This is a genomic window from Pantoea phosphatilytica, from assembly GCF_051025615.1.
Classification (GTDB): Bacteria; Pseudomonadota; Gammaproteobacteria; order Enterobacterales; family Enterobacteriaceae; genus Pantoea.
Genome location: NZ_JBPFDF010000004.1, coordinates 110,635 through 129,735 on the forward strand (window position 1 = coordinate 110,635; position 19,101 = coordinate 129,735).

The window sequence follows — 19,101 nt, forward strand, 5'->3', positions numbered from 1 at the left end:
GCCAGCGTTGCACCCGCTCTCATCTGCCCTTTACAGTGAACGCTGACGGTTTGCATGAGGCGAGAACGAAGACAGGCACGTCGCAGAAAGCGGATAAAAAACCGGATTCAGCGTCGGGCTGAATCCGGTGATGGGTCAGACGGCTTCAGCCTCTTTCGGCTTTTCACCAAACTTCTCTTTCATGTGTGTCTCGATCTCTTCCAGACTCTTGCCCCGCGTTTCAGGGACCATCGTCAATACAAAGATCAGTGAACCTGCATTGATGGCGGCGAAGATAAAGAAGGTCGTGCTGCCGGCATATTCCATGACCGGTGGGAAACCAAAGGCGACTACGGCGTTAAATATCCACTGCAGCGAAACGGCCCCGCCGGTCAGCACACCGCGCAGCTGCATCGGGAACAGCTCCGACATCATCAGCCAGTAGACCGGTGAAATACACATCTGCATGCAGAACAGGAACAGCAGAATACAGGCCAGAGCCAGATAGCTCTGCATCAGGCTGGAACTCATAAAGGTCAGCACGCCGCCCAGCAGGATCTGCGCGGTGATCACCAGACACAGACCGGTAATCAGCATCGTGCGGCGCGGGAAGCGGCTGATGGCCCAGATGCCGACAAAGGTCGCCAGCACGGAGACCACGCCGTTGCCGATGGTGGCGGCGATTGAGGCGCTGGTGCCCATTCCGGTGGACTTCAGGATAATCGGCGTGTAGTACATGAAGCCGTTGACCCCGGTAAACTGCGCGACAAAGCCAAGACCGACACCGATGATCATCAGACGAATCACCCATTTCTCGCGGATCAGGGTTTTCGCATCCGGGCCGCGCTCGGCTGCCCTGGCCTGCTTCTTCATCTGTGCCATCTCATGACGGACTTCGCGTGGCGTTTCACGCAGATACTTCAGGATTTTTTTCGCCTCGCGCAGACGTCCTTCCGCCACCAGCCAGTGCGGCGACGCCGGTACGAAGAAGGTGCCGATAAACAGCAGCAGGCCCGGCACCATCGCAATCGCCAGCATGTAACGCCACAGGTGCTCATCGTGCAGCAGATAGCTCAGCAGCGTACTGGCGACATACGCCACCAGCTGGCCGGTGACGATCATCAGTTCGTTGCGGCTGACCAGCGGCGCGCGCAATCGCGGCCCGGCAATTTCAGCGATAAACACCGGCACGGTTGACGAGCCACCGCCCACCGCGATACCCAGCAGGAAGCGCATCGCCACCATCACGTTAACCGAGGGTGCCAGCGCCGTACCCAGTGAACCCAGCACAAAGATCACCGCCAGGCTGCGCAGCGTAATACGGCGGCCAAAACGGTCAGAGAAGAACCCACTCAGGAAGGAGCCAATGGCGGCGCCGAACACCAGCGAAGAGGCGACGAGTCCTTCCGTAAAGGCGTTCAGTCCCAGCCCGCCCTGATCCGGCGGTGAGGTCATATAGGGCAGTGCGCCCGAAATGATCCCGGTGTCATAACCAAAGGCCAGCGCCCCCATCGTCGCTACCAGCACCACTAAAAAAATACGCTGGCGTACCGTATCCGCAGGCGCGTGATCGCCTGCATCACCAGAATCTGGTGTATTTGCACTCATAATATTCCTGCCATTAATAAGTTAAACATCCGCATGGTTAAATTTCATACGGAATAGAAATGAAACATATTTACCGATTGGGTAAGGAAGTGTAGACGCTATTTTTAAACTGGCATGAGCAATACGCCGTTAATAAGCGGGAGAGGGAAAAGAAGAAATAAACCGGCGAAACAGTGACTGAAAGAAAGTTATTTCAGGGCATCCCTTTCAGCTCATCCTGGATCCAGTTAAGAAAATGAGCCACGCGTGGAAACCGGGCAAATCCGCGCGGAAAGACCAGATGATGCGCGCTGACGGGCAGGCTCTCCTGTTCAGAAAATACCCTGACAAGTTTCCCGCTGCGCAGATACGCTTCCGCCAGCAATTCACTCTCAAAAATCAGCCCGTGGCCCAGCATGGCCGCTTCAAGGCTCATATAGGAACGATCAAAGCGAAACAGCCACTCTTTATCCGGCTGGGGCAGCTGCCGGGAAGCAAACCACTGCGGCCACTGTATCAGCGGCGACTCCGATAAGATCAGCGCATGATGACGCAGATCGGCCGCCTGCTGAACCGGATGCTGTGCCAGATAGGCCGGTGACGCCAGAACCGACATGCGCTCGTGGCGGATCGTTTTGATTTCAAACGCCTTCCAGTCCGGGAAGCCGTGCCGTATCGCCAGATCGATATTATCCCGGCTGAAGGAAAGATTTTCATACGAGCAGGAGAGGGTAAGCTGAAACTCCGGATAGCTCTCCCGGAACTTATGGATGCGCGGCAACAGCCAGAGCAGCCCGAAGCTGGGCGCGCAGTGTATCCGCAGATTGCTGCGGGCGTTCTCATTACTAATGCGTGCCGTCGCCTGCGCCAGCCCCAGCAGGATCGGACCGATCTCCCGCAGATAATGCTCACCCGAGAGCGTCAGCGTGACCCCTCTGGCAGAGCGATTGAACAGAATACAGCCCAGTTCCCGCTCCAGTTTAGCCAGCTGATGGCTGGCCGCCGAAGGGGTAATACTGAGTGTCTCCGCCGCGCGCGCCACATTACCGAAATGGGCAACCTGCTCAAACACCCGCAGCGCTTTAATTGAAGGTAAGTGATCAGACTGCTTTTCCATCCGCCTCTCCGCGCCGCGATTTTGTGACAGGTGCCCGTTTCTCTGTTGCAGAACTGTTAACTGCATCAAACCAACAAATTCATTCAGCATCAAATGAATTTTTTTGCATTGCCAATTTTCGCCGCGTTATCAATTCTGATCGTGACCCTGCCGGTAGCGATACCGAACCACTAATAATTATTCTTCTGGAGTGGACCATGTTACTTGAAAATAAAGTTGCGATTATCACCGGCGCCGCCTCTCAGCGCGGTATTGGCCGGGCAACGGCGACCTGTTTTGCTCAGCATGGCGCGCGCGTCGTGGTGCTCGATTTAGATCCCGAGGCCGCGCAGGCCAGCGCCCTGTCGTGCGGCGAAGGACATCTCGGCCTGGCGACCGATGTGACCGATCCCCTCTCCATCCGCCGGGCCGTCGACCAGATCCTTGCGCATTACGGGCGCATTGATGTACTGGTCAACAACGCCGGCATCACGCAGCCGGTGAAGACGCTGGAGATTGGCCTGAGTGACTACAACCGGATCCTCGACGTCAATCTGCGCGGCACGCTGCTGATGTCCCAGGCGGTGATCCCGACCATGCAGCAGCAGCAAAGCGGCAGCATCATCTGTCTCTCGTCGGTATCGGCTCAGCGCGGCGGCGGAATTTTCGGTGGCCCGCACTACAGCGCAGCGAAAGCGGGCGTACTCGGCCTGACTAAAGCGATGGCGCGCGAGTTTGGTCCGGACCAGATCCGCATCAACGCCCTGACGCCCGGTCTTATCCAGACAGACATTACGGGCGGATTGCTTCAGGATGAGCGTCGTCACGCCATCATCGACGGCATACCGCTCGGCCGCCTGGGCACGGCCAGCGACGTCGCCAGCGCGGCGCTGTTTCTTGCCAGCGATCTCTCCGGCTATCTCACCGGCATCACGCTGGATGTAAATGGCGGCATGCTGATCCACTAAGCAACGCCCTTCCCTGCCCGCCCGTCCGGCGGGCGCCCTTCGGGAGTGAACATCATGACCACGCTTAATCTGAGCGCAGCCGCGGCTGCGCGCGATATCACCTATCGTAAAATTGCCTGGCGGCTGATGCCCTGGCTGATGCTCTGTTATCTCTGTGCCTATCTTGACCGCGTCAATGTGGGTTTTGCGAAGCTGCAGATGATGGACGATCTGTCGCTGAGCGAAACGGTTTACGGGCTGGGTGCTGGCATCTTTTTTATCGGCTACTTCTTCTTTGAGGTACCCAGCAACCTGATCCTGCACCGGGTCGGCGCGCGCCGCTGGATTGCCCGCATCATGATTAGCTGGGGCCTCATCTCGGCGCTCTTCGCCTTTGTGGAGACCGCCTGGCAGTTCTACCTGCTGCGCTTTCTGCTGGGCGTGGCCGAGGCTGGTCTGGCGCCCGGCCTGCTGCTCTACCTCACCTACTGGTTTCCCGCGCACCGTCGCGCACGTATGACGGTACTCTGGTTTGTGGCCATTCCGCTTTCCGGGATGCTGGGCGGCCCGCTCTCCGGCTGGATCATGGCCACCTTTGCCGGCTTCCATGGCTGGGCGGGCTGGCAGTGGATGTTTTTGCTGGAAGCCATACCGACCATCGTGATGGGCTGTGTGGTGCTGCTGGTGCTCAGGGATCGGGTCGAGCAGGCGGAGTGGCTGGACGACGACGAGAAGCGCCGGGTGCGTGCCGACCTGGATGAGGATAATCAGCAGAAGGCCTGCCACGGCACGTTGCGGGCATTTGTCGCAGACCGTCGTCTGTGGCTGCTGGCCCTGATCTATTTCTGTGTCGTGATGGGTCAGTATGCCCTGACGTTCTGGTTGCCGACGCTGGTGAGAAACTCAGGCGTGAGCGAGCCGCTGCATATTGGTCTGCTGACCAGTCTGCCCTACCTCTGTGCCATCGTCGTGATGCTGCTCGCCGGTCGCAGTGGTGACCGCTGCCGTGAACGCCGCTGGCATCTCATCGTGCCGATGGTGGCCGGTCTGACGGGTCTGACGCTGGCGACGCTGCTGAGTCACAGCACCGCTTTCTCCCTGCTCTGCCTCTGTCTCGCTGCGGCAGGCATCCTTTCCGCCTCATCACTGTTCTGGATGCTGCCGACCAATCTGCTGGGCGGCGTCTCTGCGGCCGCGGGCATCGCCGCGGTGAACTGCTTCGCCAATCTCGCCGGCTTTTTCTCGCCGTGGCTGATCGGTGCCATCACCACGGCAACCGGCACCCCCTCATCCGGCATGTACTTTATTGCTGCGGTCCTGCTGGGTGGTGCGCTCTGCGTGCTGCGCATCCGGGCGGCGGATGTTAATCGTTAATCAGGAGGCCACATGACAGACCCTCAATACAGAGCCGACACGCTCTCCTTACAGCAACGCGCCACACGCATCCGTCGCCATGCCTTACTGATGGGCCAGGTGCAGGGCCAGGGCTATATCGGGCAGGCATTAGGCGCAGCCGACCTCCTCGCGGTCAGCTATTTTCATGCCCTGAACTACCGGCCCGGTGAACCTGATTGGGAAGGGCGTGACCGCTTTTATCTCTCGATCGGCCACTACGCAATCGCGCTCTATGCCGCTCTGCTGGAAGCAGGCGTCATTCCCGAAGAGGAGCGGGAAACCTACGGCACCGATGAGAGCCGGTTGCCGATGTCGGGCATGGCGGCTTACACCCCCGGCATGGAGATCACCGGCGGCTCGCTGGGCCACGGGCTGGGCATTGCCGTAGGCGCCTGTCTGGGGCTGAAGCAGAAAGGCTCAACGGCCCGGGTCTATAACCTGCTTTCAGATGGCGAACTGAATGAAGGTTCAACCTGGGAAGCCGTGATGTCCGCGTCACACTGGCAGCTCGATAACCTGATCGCCATCGTCGATGTCAATAATCAGCAGGCTGACGGCCACAGCAGTGAGATTCTGGCTTTTGAGCCGATCGTGGAGCGCTGGCAGGCGTTTGGCTGGTTTGTTCAGCGGGTCGATGGCAACGATATTCCTGCACTGCAGGCCGCGTTTGACGCCGCACGTAACCAGGTGGGGCCGCAGCCGCGCGTCATTATCTGCGACACCCGGATGGGCAAGGGCGTGCCGTTTCTGGAAAGCCGTGAAAAGACTCACTTTATCCGCGTCGACGCCGATGAGTGGGACAAAGCACTGACCGCACTGGAACAGGGAGTCTGAGATGAACCTACAACCACAGAAAAAACGGCTGACTACCTCGGCCATGATTGCGTCTATCGCCGCAGACGGCCAGCCGACGGCGTCCGCACCCTTTGGTCATGCTCTGGTTTCGCTGGCGCAGCAGCGTCCTGATGTGGTCGGCCTGACGGCGGATCTGAGCAAATACACCGATCTGCATCTGTTTGCAGACGCCTTTCCTGCGCGCTTTTATCAGATGGGCATGGCGGAGCAGTTACTGATGAGCGCCGCGGCGGGCATGGCGCGTGAAGGATTTATGCCCTTTGTCACCACCTATGCCGTGTTTGCATCCCGTCGCGCCTATGACTTTATCTGCATGGCGATCGCCGAAGAGAATCTGAATGTCAGGATTGCCTGCGCGCTGCCCGGCCTGACGACCGGCTATGGGCCGAGTCATCAGGCTACCGACGATCTCGCCATCTTCAGGGGAATGCCTAATCTGACCATCATCGATCCCTGCGATGCGCTTGAAATCAGTCAGGTCGTTCCGGCTATTGCCGACCATCGGGGTCCGGTGTATCTGCGGCTGCTGCGCGGCAAGGTGCCGCTGGTGCTGGATAAGTATGCGTACCGCTATCAGCACGGAAAGGCTCAGCGTCTGCGCAGCGGTAAACATGCCGTCATCATCAGCAGTGGCCTGATGACCATGCGCGCCCTGGAGGCGGCTGAGGTGCTGGAGAGCCGGGGCATTGAGGTTGGCGTCGTACATTCGCCCGTGATCAAGCCGCTGGATGAAGAGACGATCCTGCGTGAAGCCGGGGAGGCGCTGCACCACAATCAGCTGGTGATCACTGCTGAGAACCATTCAGTCACCGGCGGGCTGGGCGAAGCGATTGCGGGGCTGTTAATGCGGCAGGGCGTGACGCCACGCTTCAGACAGATTGCGCTGCCGGATGCCTTCCTGGCTGCTGGCGCGTTACCCACGCTGCATGACCGCTATGGCCTCTCAACCGAGGCGGTGGTGAAGCAGATCACCGCCTGGCTGGAAGGCTGAAGGGAACTTAACCGGGCCACCGGCCCGGTTTTCCGCCAGGCTGCTTCACAGAATATCGTCAGTTTTACTGATTGCAGTGGACCACGCCTTTCACTCTGTTTGCCACGCCACTATCCCTGAAAACGGGGCAGACGGGCGGATGCAGGATCCTGAAGAACCGGCCGGTGCCGATTCACTGTAAACAGCACGCTTATCTGACCATCGCAGGCGTCTGGCAGGCGCTTCAACCATCCTGTGAGATTCAGGCTAATCCCGTGACGCTGCACAGCCGCTGAATGAGCGCGGCGCGGGTCAACACTGAAGAGAGTTTTACCCCAGAATTCGTTGTCGTGTTCAGTCAGCATTAGCATCTTTCACTGTCCATGAAAAAATAATTTTACTGCACAGAAAAAGTTATCCACTTTTTCTGTGGATAACTGAGGGATATTTTCTGGGTATCTTTTTTCGTGCCGGAATCAGGTGTTAGCTGTCAACCTGTCACACTCCCTTTTTCGACGTTCTTTTTCAGGCTGACCGATAACAGGCTGGACCTTTCCGCCAGCTTTCCTGGCGATTTCAGCCTGAAATTTCTATGTAAATTGCAATATAAACAAAAGGTTAATGATGAATTTAGGCTGGCGGAGGGTTCCGCTGTAAACGGGTTAATCAGGGGATGCGTGTGCATCCGGGGGCAGTCAGGTGTTCAGAGCACTGGGGGGAATAAGGTTGGTCACAAATGAACCAGTGCCGGAAATTCTTCTCTTGCAATATCGTGATGAGCCAGCCTGCGCTCAGGACACAGCAGCCTGTCAGCCGATCTCATAACGCAGACTCATCATGGGCTGTGATAAATTGCGCAAAGGTACGGAGCAGAATCTGACCTCAACTGAAATTTCACAAAAGCCTGGCGATTTCAGGCTGGTAATAATTAAAAAAGAAGAATAATTTCAATAAATTATCCATTAACCACCGTGATAAAGCGTGGCGATTTCAGCCTGAAATTGGCTGCATCCCGGATGAAACAGTGATGAGCAGGCAAAAAAAAACCGGCGCAGCGCACCGGTTTCTTCAGGCTGAGACCGTTAACGGTTCAGATACTTCTTCAGCGTCTCTGCGATCACTTTATCCAGCTCTTCCTGCAGCTCTTTCGACTGACGATTAAACTCATAACTGAACATCCGGCCACGCACCTTTTTACGGGCGAAGCGATCTTTGTCCGCGAAGGACCAGAGCGTTGTCGCCTGAGTTTTATCTTTCTCCGGCTCCTTCACCAGCGTCTGGCTGCCCTGACGGATTAGACGCAGGATGTGATTCTTCAGCTCATCCTCAGCCAGGCCTTCGCGGGCACGGACAACATCAATTTCCCGCGAAATAGCATTGATTAACGTGTCGATGCTTTGTCCGGATTCGCTTAACTTGTCCGTGGCCTGTAACAGTGCCTTATAGTCAGGATAGGTCAGCTCGGCATGATTCGGAAAAAGTGTGATCAGGTCGGCTGGCACGCTGGCCGCCTGCAGGGCACGGGTCACTTTCGCCTGGGAGAGTCCCTGATTCTCAGCAATCTCTTTCTGCGACAGGCCGCCCTCTTTCAGCGTCAGCAGGCGCATCCCCACTTCACGCAGATTATGTTCACGCGCCGTCTGAATATCCTGTGCCAGCCTGCGCGCTTCATCCGCAGTAATGGCGGCATCCGTGACCAGCACGTCAAGGCCGGTTTTGCAGTGCAGCGCGGCCGCACGGCGGCGTGAGCCGTCGAGGATCTCGATACGCTCGTCACGCATCACGCCAATGGCCGGAAAGAACTGCTGCAGCTTAATCGTGCGGATGATGTCACGCAGTGAATCGGGCGTCAGGCCAGCCTGATCGCGTCCGTTGGTTTCCATCGTGACAAAGGTTTTGCTCTCAACCTCTGCAGCGGCAATACGTTCAAAGCGAAACAGGGCGCGCTTGCCCGTGGCCAGTACGAAAGTCTGATTATGCTGGCTGTCAGGCGCTTCATTTTCCAGGGGAGTCTGGCTGAAGGTTCTGCCAATCGTAATTCTTTTTGCGCTCATACAAACCTCAGTTCAGGCGAATAAATTCGATACGATCGAACACGGCTTTTGCAAAATCCTCAGCGGCTGAGCGCGCATTTTTCAGCGCTTCGCTGCTGCCGACGTAGGTCGACGGATTGGCGGAGATGACCGTATCAAATGATTCCCCGCAGCGTTCGAAGCCATCGAGGCGGGGAAGGGCGGCATCGAGCATGTCGCCCCCAAAAATCTCTTTTGCCAGACTATGGCAAAGTTTGTGATCGGCTTTGTTGGAAAGCTTGGACATAAAGCCGATGTTACCCTGCAGCCGACAGGTCGCGCCGGAATCTTCAATAATCGCAATCAGCTCCGGCAGGCGCGTCAGGTATTTCAGCGTCGAGTGGAAATCAACCTGAGCGGGAGGAACAGGCGTCATCAGCAGATCGGAAGCCGCAATCGCATTTTTCAGAAACGCATCCAGGTGCGGCCCGCTGTCGATAAAGATAAAGTCATAATCTTTCTTCAGTTTGGCAATGACGTTCTCGTAGAGCACGGCATGAATGTTCTGTTGTGGCAGATGTTCAGCGCACAGCTCATCCCAGCGCGAAGCGATAAAGGCGTCATCGATTGAAGCGGGCAGCACATCCACGCCCGGAATAATCGACGGGACGATAAATTCGTTAATCAGCTCGTCACGCGAAACATTCTGCAGCATCGCCTGCGCGGCGGTCGCTTCTACCAGCCCCACTGAACGCTCATGATTCAGAAACATGGTGGCAGAGGATTGTGGATCGAGATCAATGACCAGGATCCGCAGATCTTCATACAAAAGGTGAGGGTGGGCACGCAGCGCATGCGCCAGCGAAACGGTGGAAACCGTTTTAGAGACCCCGCCTTTCAGATTGCCGACAAACAGCGTATAGGCCTCATAATGGCGATCCCGGTACTTCGGCACGCCACGATGATGATAGATATCGATAATATTCTGAATCGACATGGCGTATTTGACGGAAGAGCCCGCTGCGCGTTTATCGAACTGATAACCGCTCTCTTCCATCTCGTTGACAGCATAATCCACACTGGCCCGGGTCAGTTTAGGCAACTTCGCCAGTGCCGCTTTGGCATAGACCTGATAATAGGTGTTTTCGTGCAGTTCCTGCTTCTGCGCCTGGATTTGTTCGGTGAGGCTCAGCAGCATGCGTTCTGAACGCTGTGCAACCTTCATCACCTGCTTGTCATCGTTAGCCATCGTTGCTCCAAACATGTAGGATTTACGACTTTATACATAAATCCTGCACATGAGGCAATATTTTATCTTGCCAACCTAAACTTCGATTATATGCAACCGCACCGATTCTGGTGAGGTTCATCACATTATTTTTACTTCACTGCCAGAATGACCACACAGCCGCCGGAGAAGATTCACTGTAATCAGCAAAACGTTCACTGTAATCAGTCATGGAGATGGCGATCGCCAGGCGGGAGAGGAGCCGGACAGGCAGATGATTGAAAAGCGAACAGAAAAAAGTGAACGTTCACTGTAATCAGTAAGGCGGTCGGCAAAACGTGCCGGATCGGATGACTCTGTCTATTTCAGCATAAATGTTGAGGGAGCAGGCAGTAACGCAAAGCATCAGACGTTCACTGTAATCAGTAATCCGGTGCGTTTAGTTATCCGTCTGACGTTCACTGTAATCAGCAGTTTCTTAGCGCGAAAAGGAACCGCTTCACGACCAGACGTTCACTGTAATCAGTAAACTTTTCGGCGTTGAGCCACAGATGGTGGAAAAAACAGCGATGGTGGAGAGAAAACAGTCAAAATTAACCGTGATCGCAGTCGCAAAAGAGAGCATTACTCAATATTCACTGTAGTCAGTGACCGCAGAACAGTGAAACGTTGACTATAGTCAGTGAAAACCACTCCGTTGCACAAAGATTCACTGTAATCAGCAGAGAGGGGAATTGAGCGGCGGCGTGACCCGGGAGGAGGTCCGGGAACATCAATCGACGAAGCTTTGCCGTGAGCGCGTGGGCCAAAGGGACATTCTGGTATGCTCAGGAATGCTCCAGGCATGGATGTGCTGGCAAGCTTACCCGAACGCCTTATTCTGGCTGCACGGACTTAATCTGGCAGCTGCGTAATAAGGCGTGATGATCTGTCGTTCACTGTAATCAGTAAACCGGATGGCTGATTCAGCAATCCGTTTGCTGACATTCACTGTAATCAGTAAGCGTTCACTGCAATCAGTAGTGGCAGCCGATCTGACCCGCAAATGAAGAGCGGATGCGCAGCGTTGCGCCCGCAGCTAACGTTCACTGTAATCAGCAGGTAACCCCAGGAAAGATGAATAGCGACCGTTTGCTGACATCATTCACTGTAATCAGTAACAGTGTCACGCCTTTCATCCCGCTCAACAGGCCTTCCTTCAGGCCGCATTGCGATCTCCTCAGCCTTAACGGCAGAGCAGGGCTCATCATTCACTGTAATCAGTGACGTTCACTGTGTTCAGTAAACCGCGATCCTGCCGACCCTCAACGCATTCACTGTAGTCAGTAAGGGGGCCGTTATAAACCGACTCAAAAAAGTATGCAAGCACACACTTACTATCAGGAGCTTATAGGGTGTGGAATTGAAAGTGAGTAACTGACTGACAAAGCTTTATGCAGGGTGCTGAGCACTGATTACAGTGAATGGTGCTGATTACAGTGAACAGGCAGTTAAGCGCTGATTACAGTGAATGCAGTGGAAGACAAGCTGACATCAGCAGCGACAGAAGAGGTGACACTGCAACAGAGTCATACTGATTACAGTGAACGTCAGCGATCACTCATCAAACTCAATTTCATCCAGGGAATCAATGCTCTCAAGATTGCTGATGCCATCAAGCTTAGGCGTGCGGCTGTGGATGATGAAAAAGACGGAGCGCCCGCGTTTCACTTCTGAGTAATCCAGATAGCCAATCTCTTTAAGCTGCTCCATAGCTCGCCGCACCACATGGTTCTGTGTAGTGGTTTTCGAACCCAGATTCAGTCGCATCCGCAGACGCGCAAGTGAAATGGGCGCCGGATTGGTAGGCAGGCTTTCCAGAAAAGTATAAAGCGCCTGTGCAGACTCTTTGCGCTTAAGGCGGGATATGGCGCGAAGCTGAAGCAGCACCTTATGGTCAAAGTTGTAGAGTTCAAACAGCTTGGGATCGGCCTGGATACGCACGATATCTTTTTCACGATCGTAGTAGGCAGACTGAACAAGGTGGGTGTGGTACGCCTTTCCATTGCCCTCAAAGGAGAGCGTGTTGGTCGCTATACGGCGCAGAGAGGCATCCAGACGCTTACGCAGCGCAGCAGAGGAATTGGCAGAGGGGATACCACACATCTTCACAAAGTCGATAAACGGCAGCGTTACCGTGTCGCCTTTGGTCGGGTAGCGCGAGAAAGACTGGATGATCCCTGCCCAGGTTTTGAAATCGTTATCCATATCCAGCCGCGCGCCGGTGATGGTAATCTTTTCGTAGCCCTCGGCTTTCACCAGCGTCAGGTTCTTCAGCTCTTTAGTGGCATCCGTTGAGGCCATCGCACCGGATTTGCCGCGTGCCGTCGATTTCAGCGTCGGCACAAAAAGTCCCAGGCGCATTAATGCCACCGGCTGAACGGTATTATTCTTGTTGGGATGAAGCTGGATAACTTCACCGCTGTTTTTGGTCACTGACAGAAAAGGTTCGAGTAACGCTTTGTTTTCTTTATCTTTATCTGCCATGGTTTTAAGATCTTCATTCTGTGGATGAAAAGGATCGTTTTCTGACTACAGTGAACATTAGCACTGTTTATAGTGAACATTCTACCTGGTACAGTGAATAAAGTACTGATTACAGTGAACACTTTACTGATTATAGTGAACACGATCACCCTTTGAGCCCTTGGGGTGTGCGGCCTGCGACGATCGGGGATCTCTTTGGATCTCTCTATGATCTGTTAAGGATCGTTTTTTAGGATCTGGTCACTGTATAAGTGGAAAACCTCAGCAACAGGCGCTCCTCAGCGGTCTGTCCTGGAGGCTGATAGCAGCAGAACGCAGGGATCCTGATCGTCTGACTGAACAGATCCTGCCTGTAATGATTCACTTTTAATAAACAACTTCCTCACTATTATTCATTTTTCATCATCATTGAGAGCGCGTATCGTTTTTTCATCACTGACAGAATGAGGAAAACGGCATCATGACTGAACATGTCCTATCACGTAACCCTGCGACAGGTGAAATTCTGACGCGCTGGCCTTTGCAATCCGCCGCAGAGCTGGAGCAGTCACTGACAGAAAGTGCGGCGGCATATGCGGAATGGCAACACAGCGATATGGCAGTCAGAGTGCGTGTATTACGCCAGCTGGGTGAACAGCTCCGCCAGCGGGAGCCGGAACTCTCCCGCACCATCACGCTGGAGATGGGCAAACCCATCGCCCAGGCCCGCGCTGAAGTCCTGAAATGTGCGAATTTATGCGACTGGTATGCTGAACATGGCCCGGCAATGCTTGCGGATCAGCCGACTCAGGTTGCAGATGCGTGGCAGCGATTCCGTCCGATTGGGGTCATCCTGGCGGTCATGCCGTGGAATTTCCCCCTGTGGCAGGTTCTGCGAGGCGCTGTCAGCATGCTGCTGGCGGGTAACACCTATCTGCTGAAACATGCGCCTAACGTCATGGGAAGCGCCACACTGATGGCTGAGCTATTCAGAGCAACCGATCTGCCCGCAGGCGGCTTTAATCTCATTAACGTCGATAACGATGGCGTGTCCGTCGCGATTAAAGATGACCGGATCGCCGCGGTTGCCGTGACCGGCAGTGTCCGTGCAGGTGCCGCAATCGCTGCGCAGGCGGGTGCCGCCCTGAAGAAAACCGTGCTGGAGCTGGGCGGTTCGGATCCTTTCATCGTGCTGAGCGATGCCGACCTCGATGAAGCCGTTAAGTCTGCCGTGATCGGACGCTTCCAGAATACCGGGCAGGTCTGCATGGCGGCCAAACGCTTTATTGTCGAAGCGCCGATTGCCGACGAGTTTGAAAAACGCTTTACGGCAGCAGTTCAGGCACTGACCATGGGCGATCCGCTGGACGAGAAGACGTTTCTCGGCCCGATGGCGCGCGCCGATCTGCGTGACGAACTGGACAGCCAGGTCAAAGCCACACTGGCGGAAGGCGCGCGTCTGGTCATGGGCGGCGAAAAGATCGCGGGGCAGGGTAACTACTATGCACCGACGATCCTTGCGGATGTCACCAGCAACATGACGGCGTTTCGTCAGGAGCTGTTTGGCCCGGTTGCCGCGATCGCCGTTGCACGGGATCCCCGGCATGCGCTGGAGATCGCCAACGACAGTGATTTTGGCCTCAGCGCCACTGTCTGGAGCGGCAATGAAGAGACAGCCGATTGGCTGGCACTGCAGCTGGAAGTCGGAGCCGTGTTTGTAAACGGTAACGGCGCCTCCGATCCGCGTGTCACCATTGGGGGCGTAAAGAAGAGCGGCTACGGTCGTGAGCTGTCACACTTTGGTGTGCACGAATTCTGTAACGTACAGACCGTGTGGAAGAACCGCCGCTGAGGGTTACTGCGCCGCAGGAAGATAGGCGGGTGCGCACCTGATGCCCGCACTGAGCGGTCGCAGCAGCCGATGCGGTGCAAAATCATTCAGCATCGGCGAGACGGTGCCGCTCAGCATCTCTTCCGCCACCAGCCTGCCCAGCAGCGGGGCCAGGGTCATGCCGCTGTGGGTGACCATCAGATAGATCTTTGACGATGCACTGAGATAGCCCAGCGCGGGCAATCCGTCAGCCGGGCGCGACCGCTGCCCGGTTTCAATCTTCTCAATTTTTGCCCCCTCACTGTGCCTGAACAGCCGCTGCAGCCGTCGCAGCATCTCTTTGCCAATCAGCCCATCCGGCGAAACCGGGCGGGCCGGATCGGCATGCTGATCCAGATCGAGCGCCTGCAGCATAAGGCGGCCTCCGCCGTCTGGCCGCACGTTAAGTTCCGGCGTGATCAGATTGCAGTTAAGCAGGATCGGCAGCGGCTGGGTGTGCGCCAGAAAACTGCAAGCCACCGGATCGGCACGGTTCGCATTGGTCATCGCCAGTTCAACCCCGCACTGGCTGAGCAGCTCAGGTGCCCAGCGGCCGGTTGCCAGAACCAGCTGATCGCCGCGCCACTCTTCACCGCTGGCCAGCGTCAGATGCACACCCCGGTCCGACTCCGCCAGCGTGGTGACCTCACTCTGAGAAATGAGTCGCCCCCCGCTGGCGTGCAGATCGGCCAGCAGAGAGGCGATGTAGAGGCTGGGATAGAGCAGGCATTCCGAGGAAAAAAACCACGCCTGCTGAACGCGGGGATCAAGCCGCAGACCGGGCAGGGCGCTGAGCAGCGCCTCGCGGTCGCGCGTTTCACAGGGATAACCCAACGCCGTGAGTTTCCCGGCACGCCGGGTCAGCTGCTGGTGGATAGCGGGATCGGCGGCCCACTCCAGCGTGCCGGTTTCCAGCAGCCAGCGGGGCGAGGCCGGATGGCTGGCCTGCCAGCGCCGGTGCGCCTCTGTCGCGTGCGCATTGAGTGCGTGGTAGCTGGCGGGATCCTTGCCGTTGGCATTCACCCAGGCGTAACTGATCTGGCTGGTGCCGCCGCCGGGACAGCCCTTGTCGAAAACGGTGACCTGCGCACCCTGACGGGAAAGGCACTGTGCGACGGCTAAACCCAGCACACCTGCACCAATAACGGCAATACGTTGCGGCATCTGCGGCACCTCCTGAACAGGGATCGGCGGGCGATCGTCACCCGCGCGGTTGTGTCACTATTGCGGAGCCCGGCCATGCCGTCAACCGGTGCGTCAGGCCGTTACCTCGTCAAACCAGGCGGGAACCGGGTCCGCCAGCGTAACCCACTGTTCCGGGCCGGCCGCCATCTCCTGCTCCGTCAGCAGCGCGCGATCCAGCGCCGCACGGATGCGCAGCTCATCCATTTCGATACCGATAAAGACCAGCTCCTGACGCGCATCGCCGGTGCCTTCCTGCCACTGTCCGGCGATGAAGTTAAGGGACTCCGCATCCTGCGGCCAGTCGGCGCGCGGAACGCTGACCCACCAGCGGCCGGCATATCCCTGACGCGCCACTGCGCCCGCCTGCGACCAGAGTCCGGCATAGTCGGGGCGGCTGGCCAGCCAGAAGTAGCCTTTGGAACGGATGATCCCGTCGAGTTCGTGGTTCACCACCTGCCAGAAACGCTGCGGATGAAACGGCCGGCGGGCGCGATAGACAAAACTCCGGATGCCATACTCCTCCGATTCCGGCTGATGCTCTCCGCGCAGCGTCTGCAGCCAGCCGGGTGCCTGAGCCGCCCGATCAAAGTCGAACCGGCCGGTATTCAGGAGTGCGTCCAGCGGCACCTGGCCGAATTCGCTCTCCACAATACGGGCGTGCGGGTTAAGCGCGTGCAGCATGCCCTGCAGTTCATGGCGTTCCGCCTGGCTCAGCAGATCTGTTTTGTTGAGCACCAGCAGATCGCTGAATTCAATCTGATCCACCAGCAGATCCACCACGGAGCGCTCATCCTGTTCGCCCAGCGATTCACCACGCGACTGAAGATCGTCGACCGAGTGGTAATCCCGCAGGAAGTTGAGGCCATCCACGACCGTGATCATGCTGTCCAGCCGGGCATAAGCGGAGAGGCTTTCCCCATCTTCATCCTCAAAGGTGAACGTTTCCGCCACCGGCAGGGGTTCGGAAATGCCGGTGGATTCGATCACCAGGTGGTCGAACCGACCAGCCTGCGCCAGACGTTTCACCTCCAGCAGCAGATCTTCACGCAGCGTGCAGCAGATGCAGCCGTTGCTCATCTCGACCAGTTTTTCATCGGTACGGGAGAGTTCTGCGCCGCCGTTGCGCACCAGCGCCGCATCGATATTGATCTCAGACATATCATTGACGATGACCGCGATCCGCCGTCCTTCGCGGTTGTTCAGGATATGGTTAAGCAGGGTGGTTTTGCCTGCGCCAAGAAAGCCGGAGAGCACCGCCACCGGCAGGCGGGGATCGAGGGGAGTGACTGAGGAGAGGGTCATAGCGTTACCTTACAATGCACGTTAATTAATATGTTATAACATAACATTAAGGATTTTGTTTTCAACCCGTAATTGTGTTTAGTTGTCCGGATAACCACAGATGAGCAGGAGAAAAGATGCAGCGGCTTACACTCGTTCCGCGCCTGATGCCGGCCGTCAGGCGCGGCGAAAAAACCTCAACGATACGCTGGCAGGAGGGGGTGATCGTCCCTGGCCTGCTGAGACTGGAAAATCGGCAGGATGCAGCCGACGCGGTCACTGTGTGGGTGACGCACGTTGAGACTCTGCGTTTAAGTGAGGTGGCTGCGCGGCTGGGAAAAGCGGCGGAATGGCCGGATGCGTGGCTCCTGGCGGGGATGCGCGAACACTATCCGGCTATCTGCCTGAGCAGCGAGGTGCAGCTCATCCATCACCTCACCCCCGCGCAGACAGAGGCGAAACGCGCCGGAGGCTAATCAGGTGTGTTCAATCACCAGCAGCGCCAGCGTATCGGGTTCCAGCGCCCGGAACATATGCAGCTCATCGCCCGGATAGGTGATGTAATCTCCTACGTCCAGATCGACCGCACTGTCGACCGGTCCCACCCGCGCACGCCCTCTGGCGATAATGATGTGCTCGATGGTATTGGGAATATGGGGCTGTGAAACGCGCTCGCTGCCGGGCTGAACCTCCAGCAGATAGATGTCACGCCGCGCACCGGGCGGGCAGGAGGCCAGCAGAACGGCCTGATAATCCGCCAGGTCGGCCGTCACCGTCAGTCCTTCCCCGCGCCGGATCACCTGCAGACGGCGGGCATCCGGCTCCAGCAGCCGCGAAAACGGAATATTCAGCGTCACGCAGAGCGACCACAGGGTTTCAATGCCCGGATTGCCATTTCCTGCCTCCAGCTGGGAAAGCGTGGATTTGGCAATGCCGGCGCGGCGCGCCACCTCAGCCAGTGACAGCCCTGATCGCTGACGTTCCCGCACGAGGGCATTGGCAATAATGCTGATAGGGGTATTCAAACGCACTCCTGATAACCTGAATGTTTTTTATATCGAACGTTACGTTCATCTTGTAAAACGATGTCCGGCTGTTCATTATATCGGAATATACGTTCATTATGAGAGGGGATGATGATTTTTCCGCAGAAGCAGTTGCTGGATAAAGGGGTGATAAAAGCGATTTTTCTGGTCTGCTTGGCGGACGGGATCGTGGGCCTTTCTTATGGTTCGCTGGCCTCCGCCGACGGTTTCCCCCTCTGGGTGCCGCTGGCCTTGTCAACGCTGGTGCTGGCGGGCGCGTCGGAGTTCCTGTTTATCGGCATCGTGGCGGGCGGGGGCAGTCCCTTTACCGCCGCCGCGGCCGGACTGCTGGTCAATGCGCGCCACCTGCCGTTTGGCATTGCGGTAAAGGATCTGGTGGGCAGGGGGCCGTCGGGCTGGTTTGGCTGCCACATCATGAACGATGAAAGCGTGGTGTTTGGCATCTCTCAGCCTCAGCTGGCCCAGCGCCGCAGCGCTTACTGGCTGTGCGGGATCGGGATTGGCCTGATCTGGCCGGTGAGCGTGATGACCGGCGCGGCAATAGGGCAGTTCATTCCGGATGTCTCCCTGATTGGCCTGGATGCCGTCTTCCCGGCCATCCTGATCGCCCTGATCTTCCCGGCGCTGCGCCAGCGTCGCACCCGGCTACCCGCCACCGTCGGCGCACTCCTCTCCCTGCTGGCGACGCCCCTGGTTCCGGCGGGCATGCCGGTACTGTTTTCGTTACTGGGCCTGCTGACATGGAGATCGCGCAAATGACGCACCAGGGATTGATCATCGCCAGCATCGCCCTGCTGGCCGTCGGAACCTATCTGATGCGCTTTGCGGGTGTCCGGCTGGGTAACCGGCTGCGCATCAGTGAGCGCACGCAGCAGATGCTCTCTGACGCGGCCACGATACTGCTGCTGGCCGTCGCCGCAACCACCACGCTGTTCGAAGGCCAGCATTTTGCCGGTGTGGCGCGGGTCGCGGGCGTGGGCTTTGCGCTGCTGCTGGCCTGGCGGCGGGCACCGCTGATCATGATCATTCTGGGGGCCGCGATGATGACGGCGCTGCTGCGTTTTCTCGGCGTGGCCTGACGCCTCCCTTCCGCGCTTTCGGCGGGGCGGCCCGGTTCCCTGGTCAGATTCGGGCCGCCTTTCATC

Annotated in this window: 16 protein-coding genes; 8 read left to right on the forward strand and 8 right to left on the reverse strand. The window is 57.1% G+C overall.

Annotated features, from left to right (window positions below; genetic code table 11):
• Positions 1 to 135: 135 nt before the first annotated feature.
• Positions 136 to 1,587: a sugar porter family MFS transporter gene (locus tag ACR6AS_RS15525; protein WP_293772580.1), complete on the reverse strand. Its 1,452-nt coding sequence runs from the start codon at positions 1,585 to 1,587 to the stop codon at positions 136 to 138.
• Between the two features lie 193 nt (positions 1,588 to 1,780).
• Positions 1,781 to 2,683 carry a LysR substrate-binding domain-containing protein gene (locus ACR6AS_RS15530; RefSeq protein ID WP_111138923.1) on the reverse strand — a complete coding sequence of 301 codons (903 nt, stop codon included), beginning with the start codon at positions 2,681 to 2,683 and terminating at the stop codon, positions 1,781 to 1,783.
• 197 nt (positions 2,684 to 2,880) lie between these two features.
• On the opposite strand from ACR6AS_RS15530, the gene ACR6AS_RS15535 reads away from it, so the two are divergent.
• From ACR6AS_RS15535 to ACR6AS_RS15550, 4 genes are read left to right on the forward strand one after another with little or no spacing between them, the layout of a single operon-like run.
• Positions 2,881 to 3,630 (forward strand): SDR family NAD(P)-dependent oxidoreductase, encoded by a 750-nt coding sequence (locus ACR6AS_RS15535; RefSeq protein ID WP_418803613.1) that lies wholly within the window; start codon positions 2,881 to 2,883, stop codon positions 3,628 to 3,630.
• 54 nt (positions 3,631 to 3,684) lie between these two features.
• Complete coding sequence (locus ACR6AS_RS15540) at positions 3,685 to 4,983, forward strand: MFS transporter (protein WP_128087003.1); 1,299 nt, start codon at positions 3,685 to 3,687, stop codon at positions 4,981 to 4,983.
• A gap of 12 nt (positions 4,984 to 4,995) precedes the next feature.
• On the forward strand, positions 4,996 to 5,838 hold the full coding sequence (locus ACR6AS_RS15545; protein WP_293772576.1) for a transketolase: 843 nt from the start codon (positions 4,996 to 4,998) through the stop codon (positions 5,836 to 5,838).
• Position 5,839: 1 nt separating this feature from the next.
• Positions 5,840 to 6,850, forward strand: a complete 1,011-nt coding sequence (locus ACR6AS_RS15550; RefSeq protein ID WP_288473333.1) for a transketolase family protein — start codon at positions 5,840 to 5,842, stop codon at positions 6,848 to 6,850.
• A 1,061-nt stretch (positions 6,851 to 7,911) separates the two neighbouring features.
• On the opposite strand, the gene ACR6AS_RS15555 is transcribed toward ACR6AS_RS15550, so the two are convergent.
• The 3 genes from ACR6AS_RS15555 to ACR6AS_RS15565 form a co-directional block, all read right to left on the reverse strand.
• A complete protein-coding gene (locus tag ACR6AS_RS15555) occupies positions 7,912 to 8,883 on the reverse strand; it encodes a ParB family protein (RefSeq protein WP_418798887.1) in 972 nt (323 codons plus the stop codon).
• Between the two features lie 7 nt (positions 8,884 to 8,890).
• Entirely contained in the window at positions 8,891 to 10,090 is a 1,200-nt protein-coding gene (locus ACR6AS_RS15560) for an AAA family ATPase (RefSeq protein ID WP_434162866.1), read from the reverse strand.
• Between the two features lie 1,575 nt (positions 10,091 to 11,665).
• On the reverse strand, positions 11,666 to 12,595 hold the full coding sequence (locus tag ACR6AS_RS15565) for a RepB family plasmid replication initiator protein (RefSeq protein ID WP_111138929.1): 930 nt from the start codon (positions 12,593 to 12,595) through the stop codon (positions 11,666 to 11,668).
• Positions 12,596 to 13,055: 460 nt separating this feature from the next.
• Between ACR6AS_RS15565 and ACR6AS_RS15570 the strand changes: the two genes are divergently transcribed.
• Entirely contained in the window at positions 13,056 to 14,426 is a 1,371-nt protein-coding gene (locus tag ACR6AS_RS15570; protein WP_293772570.1) for an aldehyde dehydrogenase family protein, read from the forward strand.
• A gap of 3 nt (positions 14,427 to 14,429) precedes the next feature.
• Here ACR6AS_RS15570 and ACR6AS_RS15575 read toward each other — a convergent pair whose 3' ends face one another.
• Both ACR6AS_RS15575 and zigA read right to left on the reverse strand, forming a co-directional pair.
• Entirely contained in the window at positions 14,430 to 15,608 is a 1,179-nt protein-coding gene (locus tag ACR6AS_RS15575) for an NAD(P)/FAD-dependent oxidoreductase (RefSeq protein ID WP_293772568.1), read from the reverse strand.
• Between the two features lie 93 nt (positions 15,609 to 15,701).
• The gene (gene zigA, locus ACR6AS_RS15580) at positions 15,702 to 16,931 is read right to left on the reverse strand and encodes a zinc metallochaperone GTPase ZigA (RefSeq protein WP_434162869.1); all 1,230 of its coding nucleotides are present in this window, start codon (positions 16,929 to 16,931) and stop codon (positions 15,702 to 15,704) included.
• Between the two features lie 116 nt (positions 16,932 to 17,047).
• On the opposite strand from zigA, the gene ACR6AS_RS15585 reads away from it, so the two are divergent.
• On the forward strand, positions 17,048 to 17,386 hold the full coding sequence (locus ACR6AS_RS15585; protein ID WP_434162871.1) for an ASCH domain-containing protein: 339 nt from the start codon (positions 17,048 to 17,050) through the stop codon (positions 17,384 to 17,386).
• On the opposite strand, the gene ACR6AS_RS15590 is transcribed toward ACR6AS_RS15585, so the two are convergent.
• Positions 17,387 to 17,935, reverse strand: coding sequence for a helix-turn-helix domain-containing protein (locus ACR6AS_RS15590; RefSeq protein WP_111138934.1), 549 nt, complete (start codon positions 17,933 to 17,935; stop codon positions 17,387 to 17,389).
• A gap of 111 nt (positions 17,936 to 18,046) precedes the next feature.
• Between ACR6AS_RS15590 and ACR6AS_RS15595 the strand changes: the two genes are divergently transcribed.
• Both ACR6AS_RS15595 and ACR6AS_RS15600 read left to right on the forward strand, forming a co-directional pair.
• A complete protein-coding gene (locus ACR6AS_RS15595; protein ID WP_418803818.1) occupies positions 18,047 to 18,715 on the forward strand; it encodes an AzlC family ABC transporter permease in 669 nt (222 codons plus the stop codon).
• The gene (locus tag ACR6AS_RS15600) at positions 18,712 to 19,035 is read left to right on the forward strand and encodes an AzlD domain-containing protein (protein WP_434163181.1); all 324 of its coding nucleotides are present in this window, start codon (positions 18,712 to 18,714) and stop codon (positions 19,033 to 19,035) included. Before ACR6AS_RS15595 ends, ACR6AS_RS15600 begins: the two co-directional genes overlap by 4 nt.
• The last annotated feature ends 66 nt before the right edge of the window (positions 19,036 to 19,101 follow it).

Bases quoted from the DNA above. Each gene is read 5' to 3' on its own strand.
- ACR6AS_RS15600 (WP_434163181.1), top strand. From the start codon at position 18,712: ATGACGCACCAGGGATTGATCATCGCCAGCATCGCCCTGCTGGCCGTC.
- ACR6AS_RS15535 (WP_418803613.1), top strand. From the start codon at position 2,881: ATGTTACTTGAAAATAAAGTTGCGATTATCACCGGCGCCGCCTCTCAG.
- ACR6AS_RS15595 (WP_418803818.1), top strand. From the start codon at position 18,047: ATGATTTTTCCGCAGAAGCAGTTGCTGGATAAAGGGGTGATAAAAGCG.
- ACR6AS_RS15555 (WP_418798887.1), bottom strand. From the start codon at position 8,883: ATGAGCGCAAAAAGAATTACGATTGGCAGAACCTTCAGCCAGACTCCC.
- ACR6AS_RS15585 (WP_434162871.1), top strand. From the start codon at position 17,048: ATGCAGCGGCTTACACTCGTTCCGCGCCTGATGCCGGCCGTCAGGCGC.
- ACR6AS_RS15560 (WP_434162866.1), bottom strand. From the start codon at position 10,090: ATGGCTAACGATGACAAGCAGGTGATGAAGGTTGCACAGCGTTCAGAA.
- ACR6AS_RS15565 (WP_111138929.1), bottom strand. From the start codon at position 12,595: ATGGCAGATAAAGATAAAGAAAACAAAGCGTTACTCGAACCTTTTCTG.
- ACR6AS_RS15530 (WP_111138923.1), bottom strand. From the start codon at position 2,683: ATGGAAAAGCAGTCTGATCACTTACCTTCAATTAAAGCGCTGCGGGTG.
- ACR6AS_RS15570 (WP_293772570.1), top strand. From the start codon at position 13,056: ATGACTGAACATGTCCTATCACGTAACCCTGCGACAGGTGAAATTCTG.
- ACR6AS_RS15525 (WP_293772580.1), bottom strand. From the start codon at position 1,587: ATGAGTGCAAATACACCAGATTCTGGTGATGCAGGCGATCACGCGCCT.
- ACR6AS_RS15575 (WP_293772568.1), bottom strand. From the start codon at position 15,608: ATGCCGCAACGTATTGCCGTTATTGGTGCAGGTGTGCTGGGTTTAGCC.
- ACR6AS_RS15540 (WP_128087003.1), top strand. From the start codon at position 3,685: ATGACCACGCTTAATCTGAGCGCAGCCGCGGCTGCGCGCGATATCACC.
- ACR6AS_RS15550 (WP_288473333.1), top strand. From the start codon at position 5,840: ATGAACCTACAACCACAGAAAAAACGGCTGACTACCTCGGCCATGATT.
- ACR6AS_RS15545 (WP_293772576.1), top strand. From the start codon at position 4,996: ATGACAGACCCTCAATACAGAGCCGACACGCTCTCCTTACAGCAACGC.
- zigA (WP_434162869.1), bottom strand. From the start codon at position 16,931: ATGACCCTCTCCTCAGTCACTCCCCTCGATCCCCGCCTGCCGGTGGCG.